This is a genomic window from Devosia lacusdianchii, assembly GCF_022429625.1.
Classification (GTDB): Bacteria; Pseudomonadota; Alphaproteobacteria; order Rhizobiales; family Devosiaceae; genus Devosia; species Devosia lacusdianchii.
Map to the genome: position 1 here is coordinate 1,615,603 of NZ_CP092483.1, position 12,969 is coordinate 1,628,571.

Sequence of the window (12,969 nt, forward strand, 5' to 3'; positions counted from 1 at the left end):
CACAGAGTTCGCGGCCAAGGCCGGACCTGGATTCCGGCCTTCGCCGGAATGACCCGGTGGTTGATGGCTTCTACCCCGCCCGCTGCGCCTTCAGCGCCTGCACATAGGCCTCGCGCGCCGCATTCACCTGTGGGCGATCGCTGACTTCCGGCACCGCCACATCCCACCAATGCCCGCCTTCGTCGGTAGTAATCAGCGGATCGGTGTCAATAACGATGACCGTGGTGCGATCATTCCCCTCGCTCTCCTGCAAAGCTGTTTCCAGCTCGGCGATCGATCCGACCTTGCGCGAAATCGCCCCCATCGAGGCCGCGTGCGCGGCAAAATCGATTCCAGGCAGAGTGACATGGTGGGTGTCCTTCAACAGATTGTTGAAGTTGGCGCCACCCGTGGCCATTTGCAGCCGGTTGATGCAGCCATAGCCGGCATTGTCGAGCAGCACGATGGTGATCTTGGCGCCCAGCATGATCGAGCTGGCGATCTCCGAGTTCAGCATCATGTAGCTGCCATCGCCGACCATGACGACCACGTCGTCATTGGGACGGGCGAGCTTGACCCCGAGCCCGCCGGCAATCTCGTAGCCCATGGTCGAGAAGCCATATTCCATGTGGTAGCTGCCGGGACCATTGGCCTTCCACAGCTTGTGCAATTCGCCCGGCAGACCGCCGGCGGCGCAAACCAGTACCGCATTTTCTCGCGCCCGCTGCACCGCGCCGATAACCTGCGCGTCCGACGGTAGCTCGGCATTGGTACTGGCGGTGGCGCGGTCGGCGGCAACAAGCCACTCATCCTTGCCAGCCTTGGCCTTGGCGGTCCAGGTCTCGTCGGCCAGCCAACCGGTCAGGGCCTGGTTGAGCGCGTCGAGGCCCACCTTGGCATCGGCCACCAGGGGCAGGGCGCGGTGTTTATGGGCGTCGAACGGCTGCACGTTGAGGCCGACGATCTTGAGATCGTCGTTCTTGAACAATGCCCACGAACCGGTGGTAAAATCCTGCAACCGCGTGCCCACGGCCAGCACCACATCGGCCTCTTCGGCCAGAGCGTTGGACGCCGAAGTCCCGGTGACGCCGACTGAGCCCATATTGAGCGGATGATCATGCGGCAGGCTGGATTTGCCGGCCTGCGTCTCGAGCACCGGCACGCCATAGCGCTCGGCAAAGGTGCGGAGCGCCTTGCTGGCCTCCGAATAGAGCACACCGCCGCCCGCAATGATCACTGGCTTCTCGGCCTGCAACAGGGCGGCCGCGGCTGTGGCGAACTCGTCACCGTCAGGCATGATGCGGCGGACGTTCCAAACCCGCTCCTCGAAGAAGCTCTCGGGATAGTCGTAGGCTTCGGCCTGGACATCCTGACAGAGGCTCAGCGTCACCGGGCCGCATTCGGCCGGGTCGGTCAACACGGCCATGGCGCGGCGCAGGGCCGGGATGATCTGTTCGGGGCGGGTGATGCGGTCGAAATAGCGGCTGACCGGCCTGAAGCAGTCATTGACCGTCGCGGTGCCGTCGCTGAAATCTTCCATCTGCTGCAGGACCGGGTCGGGCAGGCGGTTGGCGAACACATCGCCCGGCAGCAGCAGCACCGGCAGGCGGTTCACATGCGCCAGCGCGGCAGCCGTAACCATATTCAGCGCGCCGGGCCCGATGGAGGTGGTGCAGGCCATGAAGCGGCGGCGGAAGCTGGCCTTGGCATAGGCGATGGCGGCATTGGCCATGCCCTGTTCGTTCTGGGCGCGATAGGTCGGCAGCGTGTCCTTGATGCCATAGAGCGCTTCGCCGACACCGGCGACATTGCCATGGCCGAAAATGGCGAAGACGCCCCCGAAGATGGGGACGATCTCACCGTGGATTTCGGTCTTCTGCATGGTCAGGAACCGGGCCACGGCCTGGGCCATCGTTAGTCGGATCGTCTTCTGGCTCATGGTGTTCCTCATCGTCAGCGCCTCGCGCGAGGGTATCATTCTTTCGCGGTGTCATTCCGGCAAAGGCCGGAATCCCGGTCCATGGTCTTCCGCTACATCAAGCTTGCGGGGAGATGCGGACATGGACCCCGGCCTTCGCCGGGGTGACATCGATGGTTGATGGCAACATCAAGCCGCCTTGCTCTCGCCTAGCCGTTCCCAAATCTCAACCAGCGCGCCGAACCGCCGCGCCATGTCGGCAACGGCCTCTTCGTCGGTGATTGTGCCAGCCAACCACGCTTTGGCGGCTTCGGCAAAGATTGTTCGGCCCACCGCAAAACCCTTCACGGTCCGCGACGACCGCGCTGCGGCAAAGCCCGCCTCCAGCGCCGCCTGCGGCGCTTCCAGGCCCAGCAGGACCACGCCACGGCAGAACGGATCGCGCGTTTCGATCACGCTGTCGACGGCCGCCCAGGCAGCCCGGTCAGCCTGCGGCTCGAGCTTCCACCAGTCCGGCCTGAGGCCGGCATCGTAGAGCTCGGTCAGGGCACGCGCCGTAGTGTCGGATTTGAGTTCACCATGCTTGCTGGCAATGATCTCGATCAGGATGTCGCGGCCGACACGACGGGCCGCATCGTGCGCGGTTTGCAGCTTGTCGATCTGTGCCGCCTTGAGATCGGCAGGGTCGTCGGGGTGGAAGAAGCACAGCACCTTGAGGCAATGATCGACCGGCCAGTCGATGATGCGTCCACCCAGATCCTGGCTGAATTCGAAGCGTAACGGACGCGACCCGGGCAGCTCGACCGGGCGGGCGAGCCAAAAGCCCTTGGCTTCGGCGGCAAACAGCGCCTTCCGGCCATGCTTGTCGTCGAGCAGCATGCCGAAGCCGGGCCGGCCATCGGCGACGCGGGCGGCAGCCTCGACGGCCAGCACCTTGAACGCGGCGATCTTGTCTTCCCTGGCACCCGGCATGTCTTCGAGCTGGCTGCGATGATCGATAGCGAGGGCCATCAGCGTCGGCCATTGCCGGCGACGGTTGGTGGCCCAATGGATGTGGTTGAGATTGTCGTCGTTGCGCAGGGCCCGCTTCGGGCTGCCTTTGGCGAGGAAGGTCTCAAGCTCGGTCCAGCTCGGATATTCCGGCGCGCAGAGCAGGCGGCTCACGGCGAAGGCGCCGCAGGCATTGGCCCAGGTGGCCGATGTCTGGTGGCTTTCGCCCTTGAGCCAGCCGCGCAGGAAGCCGCTCATGAAAGCGTCGCCGGCGCCCAGCACGTTATAGACTTCGATAGGAAAACCCTTGCCGACAATGCCGTCTTCGAGATTGGCGGGGATCGGACCATCATAGACGATGCAGCCCATGGGCCCGCGCTTCAGGACAATGGTCGCGGGGGAGAGAGCGCGGATCGTCCTGAGCGCGGAGAGCAGGTCGGCCTCGCCGGAAGCGATCAGCACTTCCTCTTCGGTGCCGACGATGAGGTCACAATCGGCCAAAACCGACTTGTATTTCTGCGAGACGACGTCCGAGGCGACGTAACGCTCGAAGCCGGCGTCATGCCCGGCCAGGCCCCACAGATTGGGGCGATAATCGATATCGAAGGCGACGCGGGCGCCATTGGCCTTGGCGATGCGGATCGCCTTCTTCTGCGCCGCCTCACTGTTGGGACGCGAGAAATGCGTGCCGGTGACCACGATGGAGCGGCTGGAGGCGATCAGCGCCTCGTCGATATTGCTCTCATCGAGCGCCATGTCGGCGCAATCGGTGCGATAGAAGATCATCGGCGACACGCCTTCGGCTTCCACCGAGAGCAATACCAACGCCGTCAGGCGATCGGGATCAGTGGCGATGCCCCGCGTTTCGACGCCTTCGCGACCGAGCTGTTCGCGGATGAACCGGCCCATCTGTTCGTTGCCGACACGGGTAATGAGAGCCGACTTGAGACCAAGACGGGCCGTGCCGACCGAGATATTGGTCGGGCAGCCGCCGACCGATTTGGCGAAGCTGCCAATGTCTTCGAGCTTAGTGCCGATCTGCTGGCCGTAGAGGTCCACCGAGGCGCGGCCAATGGTGATGACGTCGAGGGTTTTCGTCCCGTCATCGGGGTGCGCATTGGTCACAGCAATCCTCCCACGCGGCTCTTGGCCGATCTGTTCTCCAACAAGCAAAACATCCATGCAAATGTGCAGCATGCTGCCAGCCCATCGCATGCAAGCTTACCGCTTGCTGGTTGCCATTATGAAACATGGGTTCCGACTATTCGTCAATATGGAATGTTCATTCCAATTGTGAAATGTCAGCCACGCCGCCGCTTTTCCGCGATGGAAACGGTGAGGGCCATCGCAAAGGCCATACTGGCCGACAGCGAGCGGAAGCCGGCATGATCGGCCTCGACCACCTCGAACCATTCCTTCGAGCACTCGGCCAGCGGCGAGAATGCCGAATCGGTGAGCGACACCACGGGAATGCCGCGCGACGCCAGCATGCGGGCCTGGGCCGCGCTTTCGGAAGCATAGGGCGAAAAGCTGACGGCGAAAGCGGCGTCGCGCGGCGTGGCCATGGCAAGCAGATCATCATCTATGCCGGCCGAAGTGCCCACCAACTGGCACTTCACGCGCAGCTTGCCGAAGGCATAGGCCATGTAGCTGCTGATCGGATAGGAGCGGCGCTTGGCAATGAGATAGATGGTGTCGGCCTTGGCCAGCAGCGTCACGGCCCGCTCGAAGGCATCTGGCTCCACCGCCGCAGAAATTGCGTCGATCGAGCGATGCGCGGCAGAGATGAAACCATTGAAAATCGTGGTGCTTTCAGCCAGTGCGGCCCCGTTCTGCTCGAGGGTTCGCAGCCGCTCTTCATAAGACGACGTGCGCTCGCGCAGGCGGGCGCGGAACAGCAATTGCAGCCCGGAAAAGCCGTCAAAGCCAAAGTGCTGGGCAAACCGGACCAGGGTCGACGGTTGCACATCGGCCGAAATCGCAATGCTGGCCGCCGTCCCGAACGCGATCTCGTCGGGATGATCGAGCGCATAGGCGGCCACCTGCGTCAGCCGCTTGGGCAACTCGCCCTTGCGCTCCAGAATGGCCGCGCGTAGCGCATCGAAATCCTGCGGCGGCTGCTCTTTGGCTGTTGCGTCTGACATGGCTATTTTCCCCGCTACGCCACCATAATCCCCAATCCACGCCATCAATCAACCCCCGTTAGAAAGCCTATTCCGAAAATGGAATAGATGGACTATCCATTTCGGCAGCACTGGAGGACGGAATGAATTCATCAATCGGCGTAGGCCTCATCGGCACCGGTTACATGGGCAAATGCCACGCTTTGGCCTGGAATGGCGTCAAAGCCGTGTTCGGCGATGGGCCAAAAGTGCGTCTCGTGCACCTGGCCGAGGTCAACGCCGACATCGCCCGCAAGAAGGCCGATGAGTTTGGCTTCGACAAGGCGACGGGAGATTGGCGCGAGCTGATTGCGGACCCCGAGGTGGAAGTGGTCTCGGTGACCACGCCCAACGCCTTCCATGCCGAAATGGCGATTGCGGCGCTCGAAGCCGGCAAGCACGTGTGGTGCGAAAAGCCGATGGCGGTGGCGCTTGCTGATGCCGAGCGCATGGCGGCGGCGGCCAAGGCGTCGGGCAGGGTGGCTGTGTTGGGTTACAACTATATCCAGAACCCGCTGATCCGGCAGATTGGCGCCATTCTCGCCGATGGCACCATCGGCACGGTCAATCATGTGCGGCTGGAGATGGACGAGGATTTCATGGCCGATCCGGAGGCGCTGTTCTATTGGAAGAGCGAGGCCAGCTCCGGCTATGGCGCGCTGGACGATTTCGGCGTGCATCCACTGAGCCTGCTGCAGGTGCTGCTCGGGCGCGTCACCAAGGTGTTCGCGCATCTCTCCAAGCCCTATGCCGATCGGCCGACCAGGGAGGGTGTGCGACGGGCGGTGGAGACCTTCGATCTCGCCAGCGTGCTGTTTGAGCTGGGCGACGGGATCAGCGGCGTCATGGCGATGGATCGTTCGGCCTGGGGCCGCAAAGGCCGCATCGCGCTGCAGATATTCGGCAGCAAGGGCACCATTGTCTACGACCAGGAGCGGATGAACGAGCTGCAGCTCTATGTAACATCAGACAAGCCGATGGAGCAGGGGTTCCGCACCATCCTCGCCGCGCCACAACATGGGCCCTATGACCGGTTCATTCCGGCGCCAGGGCATGGGCTCGGGTTCAACGATCTCAAGATCATCGAATGCCACGAATTGCTGAAGGCGATTGGCGGGGACGCAGCGCGGGTGATCGATTTCGACACCGGACTGGGGATCGAGCGGGCGGTGCATGCGATGGCGCAGAGCCATCGCGAGGAGCGGTGGGTCCGGGTTTAGGCCGCCAAAGTACCAACAAACGCCATGTCACCCCGGCGAAGGCCGGGGTCCATGCTGAGATCATTGAAGTCACAGAATCTCAGGATGGATTCCGGCCTGCGCCGGAATGACATAGCGCTCTTGAGTAGCACAGCCGCGAATTATGCCGGGCTAAACTTCTGGCGCTGCTGGGCCTCGGTCCAGAAGATAAACGTCGACGCACCCACGATCAGCAGGGTGCCTGGCCAGAACAGCACGCCCGGCACCTGTGACAGGAAAAGCCAGCCCAACAGGCCACTCAACGGCACCTTGAGGTCGCCGAAGGGCTGCAGATAGGTCGCGTCTGCCAGCTTGTAGGCAATGCTGAGAATGTATTGCGCGGCGGCCGTCAGTGCCCCGAGGAGCAGAAGCAGCAGCAAGGCATTTCCGGCAGGCAGTGCAAACGGGAAGCCGGTTGCCACGCCCGCGGGCAGCAGCGAGGGAGTAAGCCAGGCAAACGCATTCACCGCCAGCAGGATCAGCAAGTGGTTGGGCGTCGTCAGCACCAACAAAGAGATCGTCATCGTTTCCGGCGACTCTTCGCGGGCCAGATATTTGGTCAGCACGTCCGTGGTGGCCCAGAGCGCCGCGGCGACGATCGGGACCAGCGTGGCCCAGCTCAGCCCTTCCGCGCCGACACCAGATATGATGATGGCGCCGACGAAACCGACCAAGGCGGCCGCAAGGCGTTGGATGGTGGCGCGCTCGCCAAGAAATACCGTCGAGCCCAGGATGATGAACAGCGGGCCGGTGGCAAGCAGGGTCACCATCTGCCAGATTGGTACGCCCGATGCGAAGCCATAGACGAAGACGTGGACGCCTAGTGCCGAGACGAAGGCCCGGATTTCGTGCGCCAGTGGGCGTCTGGTCCGCAGATTATGCAGGCCGATGCGCAGGATGAGGGGCAGGGCCAGAACCGAGGCAATGAGGTATTGCCAGAAGGCCATGCCGGTCGAACTCATGCCAAAGCCGCCATATTCGACGGGGGTCGGCAGCACCGATTGCAGCACATTGGTGCCGGCAAAGGCAAAGCTCGCCGCCAGCATGAGGAATGCGCCCGCAGCGGCGCCGTTTGGGGTAGAAGAGGAAACGTGGTTCATTGATCGTCCTTTCCGTAACCAGTTTCCTCAGGGTTACGGGAAGCAGCGCCGACGCAGACGCCCGGCCCGAATGGGCGCGGACGCCGGCAAAGCCAGCGTTTGATCCCGTTCTCTTTCATCCGGACTATACCGTCGGCCCCGGAATTACACCGGATCTGCTGACCCTCATTTGCACGAGGCGCTCGCGGGCTTGGCGTCGCCGCCTTTACCGCCGGTGGGGAATCGCACCCCGCCCTGAGAACAATGCGGGATGTATCGTCCCGCGACGATGAACATAGGGGAGGGGGAGCGGGCGGGCAAGTAGACACAAAGGTGTAACTGTGCGTCGTTCGCGAACGGTGAGGAAAATCTGTTCAGCGCTTATCGGCGCGCTCGGCGCGTTACCTTCTCCCTTGTGGGAGAAGGTGCCCGAAGGGCGGATGAGGGGTCTCTTCTTCGTATCTGGCATGGGGAAGCGCTGCACCCCTCGCCCTGACATTTCTGCTGAACGCAGAAATGTCGTCCCTCTCCCACGAGGGGAGAGGGCGGAGTTCTGTGGTGGTTTAGCCGTTATCGAGCCAGTTGAGCTGCTCGGCGGTCAGCTTGATCTCGAAGGCCTTGAGGCTGTCGTCGAGTTCGGCCAGCGTGCGCGGGCCGATGAGCGGGATCGACGGGAAGGGCTGGGCCAGCACAAAGGCAAGTGCGACGTGGATCGGGCTGTGGCCGAGTTGCTTGGCCAGTTCGATGGCCCGATCGCGGCGGCCGAAGTTCTTGTCATTGTACCAGCAGCGAACCAGCTCTTCGTTGTCGAGCTTGTCACGGCCGGCGCGGTCGGTGAAGAAGCCGCGGCCCTGGCTCGACCAGGAGAAGTTCGTGACCTGCTTGTCTTTGAGCCACTTCTTCCATTCGTCAGAGGAGGAGGTGACGCAGCCGTCCCAGATCGGCACCAGCATTTCGCTCAGGGCGAAATTGTTGGAAAGCGCCATTGGCTTGGTCTTGCCGGTGCGTTCCGCATAGGCCACGGCCTCGTCGAAACGCTCCTTGGTCCAGTTCGAACCACCGAACGGCCCGCGAATGCGCCCGGCCTTGACCTCGGCATCCATGGCATCGACGAACTCCCCGACCGGGACGTCGAGATTGTCGCGGTGCATGAAATAGACGTCGACGTAGTCGGTCTGCAAGCGATCGAGCGACACTGTCAGTTGCTTCGAGATGACATCGGGGTAGCAGAGCGGGCTATGCGCACCCTTGCCGATCAGCACCGAACCCTCGCGCGTGCCACGGCTTTTGTGCCATTCGCCGAACAGCTTTTCGGTATAGCCCGCGCCATAGACGAAGGCGGTGTCGAAGATATTGCCGCCCTTTTCCCAGAATGCATCGAGCAGAATGGCGCCCGAGGCGAAGGTCTTGAAGTCTTCAAAGCCCAGTGCCACAGCCGATGCCTGTTTGCCGAGGCCCGGAATGGAGCGCTTGGGGATCACGCCGGTATTGGGGCCGAGCTTGCGGTTGTCGAGCGTGTTGACCCGGTTGGACGACTTCTCGACCGAATACTCGATCCCGGCATCCTTGCGCCAGGCGTCGAGCACGCGGGCATTGCCCAGGCTGTCGGCCCAGCTCATGCCCGGGGCCGCCAATTCCTGCCGCTTGGCGAAAATGGCTTCGGCGGCGGCATCGGCTTCGAACGAATAGACGTGGCGGGTTTCGCCGACGCTGACCGTTTCGGTCTTGCCATTCTTGATGATGTCGATCTTGCCAAGACCCTGATCGCGGTTGCCGCCGGCAAACCAGAAGTCCGGCACTTCGATGCGACCCTCTGAGCCGTGGATGCGCAGAACGTTGTCGAGATTGATCATCACGGCGCAGGAGACCTGGGCGACGATGCCATTTTCGAAAGTGAGGATGGCTGCGGCCCAATCGTCGGTGCCCTCGGCGTTGAGCTTGGCCGTGCCCGCGACCTTGATCGGATCGGCAAAGGCCTTGCCCATGGCCTGACCGGCAATGAAGCGCGACATCGAGACCGGGTAGCCGCCGACGTCGAGAATGCCGCCACCAGCAAGCGACGAGGCGAACAGACGGTGCTGCGGCTGGAACTTGCCCATGGAGAAGCCGAAGCTCGACTGGATCATGCGGACTTCGCCGATCACGCCCGAGCGGATCAGCTCGGCCAGCTTGGCCGCCTGCGGATGCAGGCGATACATGAAGGCTTCGCCGGCAAAGGTGCCGGCCTTGCGGTGGGCATGGAAGACGGCGTCGATCTCGAAAGCCGAGAGCGCGAAGGGCTTTTCGACCAGCACATGCTTGCCGGCTTCCGCCGCCTTGATCGCCCATTCGGCGTGGCCGGTATGCGGCACGGCGATATAGACGGCGTCGATCTCGGGATCAGCGAGCAGGGCGTCATAGCCGTGCACGACGCGGATGCCCGGGAAGTCGGTGGCCAGGTTCGGCTTGCTCGGATCGCGCGTCGCGATGGCAGCCAGTACGCCATGCTTTGAGCCGGCGACACCACCGTGGAATGCCTTGGCAATGCTGCCCGGCCCGATAATGCCCCAGCGGATCTTTTGGTCAGTCATTTTTAGTCCTCAAGTAGACCTCATCCTGAGCTTGTCGAAGGACGAGGTCGTGGCAGTGTGCCGTGGCATGACCTCGTGGCTCGACAAGCTCACCATGAGGTCTACTGATGTGGTTGGAAGGTCAGCGCAGGCGCTGGCCCTTGTTGTCGAAGAGATACGCCTTGGCGGCGTCGATGGAGACTTTGATGCGGTCGAGACCGCCCTCGTGCCGGGATTCTTCGCGCTCGATGACCAGCGCTTCGCCACCAGCATTGGCATAGACGTAGCTGGTCGAGCCCAGATGCTCGGCCACGTCGACATTGAGCGTAATGTCGGCATTGCCAGCGCCCGGTTCACCGAAATGCTCAGCACGGACGCCCAAGGTGACCTTGTCGCCGACAGCGCCGGCAGTGACGGGCAAGGCCAATCTGGCACCGTTGTGGTTGGTCAGCTCGATCGTCGTACTGGCCGGCGCTTTTTCCACGATGGTCGCAGCCAAGAAATTCATCTGCGGCGAGCCAATGAAGCCGGCCACGAACTGGTTGGCCGGATCGTCGTAGAGGTCGAGCGGTCGGCCGACCTGTTCGATAAGGCCGTCGCGCAGCACCACGATCGTGTTCGCCAAAGTCATCGCTTCGACCTGGTCGTGAGTCACGTAGATGATGGTGGTCTGCAGTTCCTTGTGCAGGCGCGCAATCTCGATGCGCATATGCACACGCAGCTCGGCATCGAGGTTCGACAGCGGTTCATCGAACAGGAAGACCTGTGGGTTGCGCACGATGGCGCGGCCAATGGCGACGCGCTGGCGCTGGCCGCCCGACAATTGCTTGGGAACGCGATCGAGCAGGGGTTCGAGCGCCAGGATGCGAGCCGCGTCCTGGACCTGCTTGGCGATCTGGTCCTTGGGGACGCCGGCGAAACGCAGGGCAAAGCCCATATTTTCGCGCACCGTCATATGCGGATAGAGTGCATAGGACTGGAACACCATGGCGATACCGCGCTTGGACGGATCGACATCATTCATGCGCTCGCCGCCGATCTCGAGATCGCCGGCGGTTATGTGTTCCAGCCCGGCAATCATCCGCAGCAGGGTGGACTTGCCGCAGCCGGATGGGCCGACGAAGACGACGAACTCCTTGGACTTGATCTCAAGGTCGACGCCCTTGATGACTTCGACATTGCCGTAGGATTTACGGACCGCCGTAAGTTTCAAACTGCTCATGGTGATCGAACCTTATTTGACCGCGCCCAGCATGCCTTCGACGAAGCGGCGCTGGAGCAGGAAGAAAATGATGAGTGTGGGCAGTGTGGCGAGAACCGTGCCGAACAGGATCATCCCGTAATCGGGCGTATACGCCGAGGTCAGCGCCGACAGGATCAGCGTGATGGTCTTGTTCTCGGCCGTCTGCAGCACGATCAGCGGCCACAGATAATTGTTCCAGTTCGACATGAAGACGATGATCGTCGCCGCCGCATAGGTCGAGCGCATCACCGGTAGATAGACGTAGAGGAAGATCTGCCACTCCTTGAGCCCGTCGATCTTGGCGGCATCGCGCAGCTCGCTGGGGAAGGCCTTGGTGGCCTGGCGGAAGTAGAAGATGATGAAGATCGAGGCGACGGTCGGCAGGATCACCGCGACATAGGTATTCACCAGCTTGGCCTGCGAGAACATCACGAAGAGCGGCACCATCATCGCCGCGAAGGGGATCGAGAGCAGCAGCAGTAGCAGTCCGAAAATGCCTTCGCGGACGCGTGAGCGGAACATTTCGAAGCCATATCCGGCCAGCGAAGAGATCGCGAGTGTCAGCACGGTGGCGACGACGGCGATGAAGCCGGAATTCCAGAAGATGCGCAGCGCATCGACCTGGTTGAAGAACGTCATCGCATTGGTCAGGAAAGCGCCGCCGGGGGATATCTTGCCCTTGATAATTTCCGCCGACGTATTGGTCGCGCCCACGATCATCCACAGGAACGGGAAAACCGAAATGAAGGCCGCGATCGACAGCAGGATGTAGACAAGAGCGCGGCGGACCACGGCAAACGGGTTGCCCGGCACGCGCGCAGCGGTGGTTCTGGCATCACTTGCCGTGGTCATCGTTGTGGCTGTCATGCTGACCTCCGGTCACGGGCGACGAGGAATTGGATGAGGCTCAAAATCCCCACCAGCACGACGATCACCCACGACACGGTCGCCGAGTAGCCGAAGCTGGGCATGAACTTGAAGGTGAGATTGTAGATGTAGAGCGACAGCGTCACCGTCGAATCCGACGGCCCACCCGAGCCCGCGGTGAAGTTGTAGACCTCGTCGAAGAGCTGCAGCGTGCCGATAGTGGAAATGACCGTGGTGAACAGGATCACCGGCTTCAGCATGGGTATCGTGAGATAGCGGAACCGGGCCCAGGCGGGCACGCCGTCGATACGCGCGGCTTCGTAGATCGAGCGATCGATATTCTGCAGGGCCGCAAGGTAGAAGATCATGTTGTAGCCGGTCCAGCGCCAGGTGATGGCGAGGATGATCACGACCTTGGCCCAGAACGGATCGCCGAACCAGGAGATCGGGGTATTGATCAGATGCAAGGCCATCAGCGTCTGGTTGACGACGCCGTCACCCGCGAACATCGACTTGAACACGGTCGAGTAGGCGATCAGCGAGGTAACGCAGGGCAGGAAGATCGCGGTGCGGAACAGGCCACGAAAGCGCAAGGTGCTGTCGTTCAGCGCAACTGCAAAAAGCAGTGCGAGAACGATCATGATCGGAACCTGGACGATGAAGAAGGTGAAGGTATTGCCCAAGGCCCTGAGGAAGACCGGGTCCTTGGTGAGGCGCTCGATATTGGCCAAGCCGCCGAAGCTGAGATTCATGCCCTTGCCGACCTGGAAGCTCATCCAGAGCGACCAGATAATGGGGTAGATCATGAACAATCCGAGCAGGATGAGGGCAGGGGCGATAAATCCCCACCCGGCCATCTGCTCCCTGCGATCAAGTCGCGCCTGTGCCAATTATCACCCTCCCTGGTGCACCAACGTAGTTTGGCCGATGAGGACTGTGAGAGC

Annotated in this window: 9 protein-coding genes and 1 riboswitch; of the genes, 1 reads left to right on the forward strand and 8 read right to left on the reverse strand. The window is 62.1% G+C overall.

The genetic code is table 11. The features are described 5' to 3' along the window. Positions 1-70: 70 nt before the first annotated feature. The 3 genes from iolD to MF606_RS07750 all read right to left on the reverse strand — a co-directional run bounded on the left by iolD (position 71) and on the right by MF606_RS07750 (position 5,031). Positions 71-1,918: a 3D-(3,5/4)-trihydroxycyclohexane-1,2-dione acylhydrolase (decyclizing) gene (gene iolD, locus MF606_RS07740; protein ID WP_240233231.1), complete on the reverse strand. Its 1,848-nt coding sequence runs from the start codon at positions 1,916-1,918 to the stop codon at positions 71-73. Between the two features lie 168 nt (positions 1,919-2,086). Further along, positions 2,087-4,012: a bifunctional 5-dehydro-2-deoxygluconokinase/5-dehydro-2-deoxyphosphogluconate aldolase gene (locus tag MF606_RS07745; RefSeq protein ID WP_240233232.1), complete on the reverse strand. Its 1,926-nt coding sequence runs from the start codon at positions 4,010-4,012 to the stop codon at positions 2,087-2,089. A 176-nt stretch (positions 4,013-4,188) separates the two neighbouring features. After that, a complete protein-coding gene (locus MF606_RS07750) occupies positions 4,189-5,031 on the reverse strand; it encodes a MurR/RpiR family transcriptional regulator (protein WP_240233233.1) in 843 nt (280 codons plus the stop codon). Positions 5,032-5,153: 122 nt separating this feature from the next. On the opposite strand from MF606_RS07750, the gene MF606_RS07755 reads away from it, so the two are divergent. Next, entirely contained in the window at positions 5,154-6,269 is a 1,116-nt protein-coding gene (locus tag MF606_RS07755) for a Gfo/Idh/MocA family protein (RefSeq protein ID WP_240233234.1), read from the forward strand. Positions 6,270-6,409: 140 nt separating this feature from the next. On the opposite strand, the gene MF606_RS07760 is transcribed toward MF606_RS07755, so the two are convergent. The 5 genes from MF606_RS07760 to MF606_RS07780 form a co-directional block, all read right to left on the reverse strand. Beyond that, positions 6,410-7,387: a DMT family transporter gene (locus MF606_RS07760; RefSeq protein WP_240233235.1), complete on the reverse strand. Its 978-nt coding sequence runs from the start codon at positions 7,385-7,387 to the stop codon at positions 6,410-6,412. A 103-nt stretch (positions 7,388-7,490) separates the two neighbouring features. Continuing rightward, positions 7,491-7,633, reverse strand: a riboswitch (FMN riboswitch). A gap of 296 nt (positions 7,634-7,929) precedes the next feature. Continuing rightward, positions 7,930-9,936 (reverse strand): aldo/keto reductase, encoded by a 2,007-nt coding sequence (locus MF606_RS07765; protein WP_240233236.1) that lies wholly within the window; start codon positions 9,934-9,936, stop codon positions 7,930-7,932. A gap of 121 nt (positions 9,937-10,057) precedes the next feature. Beyond that, the gene (locus MF606_RS07770) at positions 10,058-11,137 is read right to left on the reverse strand and encodes an ABC transporter ATP-binding protein (RefSeq protein WP_240233237.1); all 1,080 of its coding nucleotides are present in this window, start codon (positions 11,135-11,137) and stop codon (positions 10,058-10,060) included. 12 nt (positions 11,138-11,149) lie between these two features. After that, positions 11,150-12,025: a carbohydrate ABC transporter permease gene (locus MF606_RS07775; RefSeq protein ID WP_240233238.1), complete on the reverse strand. Its 876-nt coding sequence runs from the start codon at positions 12,023-12,025 to the stop codon at positions 11,150-11,152. Continuing rightward, positions 12,022-12,882 (reverse strand): carbohydrate ABC transporter permease, encoded by an 861-nt coding sequence (locus MF606_RS07780; RefSeq protein WP_240233804.1) that lies wholly within the window; start codon positions 12,880-12,882, stop codon positions 12,022-12,024. Before MF606_RS07780 ends, MF606_RS07775 begins: the two co-directional genes overlap by 4 nt. Positions 12,883-12,969: the final 87 nt, after the last annotated feature.

Coding starts and splice junctions, on each gene's coding strand:
- iolD (WP_240233231.1), bottom strand. CDS start 1,918: ATGAGCCAGAAGACGATCCGACTAACGATGGCCCAGGCCGTGGCCCGG.
- MF606_RS07750 (WP_240233233.1), bottom strand. CDS start 5,031: ATGTCAGACGCAACAGCCAAAGAGCAGCCGCCGCAGGATTTCGATGCG.
- MF606_RS07765 (WP_240233236.1), bottom strand. CDS start 9,936: ATGACTGACCAAAAGATCCGCTGGGGCATTATCGGGCCGGGCAGCATT.
- MF606_RS07755 (WP_240233234.1), top strand. CDS start 5,154: ATGAATTCATCAATCGGCGTAGGCCTCATCGGCACCGGTTACATGGGC.
- MF606_RS07760 (WP_240233235.1), bottom strand. CDS start 7,387: ATGAACCACGTTTCCTCTTCTACCCCAAACGGCGCCGCTGCGGGCGCA.
- MF606_RS07770 (WP_240233237.1), bottom strand. CDS start 11,137: ATGAGCAGTTTGAAACTTACGGCGGTCCGTAAATCCTACGGCAATGTC.
- MF606_RS07780 (WP_240233804.1), bottom strand. CDS start 12,882: ATGGCCGGGTGGGGATTTATCGCCCCTGCCCTCATCCTGCTCGGATTG.
- MF606_RS07775 (WP_240233238.1), bottom strand. CDS start 12,025: ATGACAGCCACAACGATGACCACGGCAAGTGATGCCAGAACCACCGCT.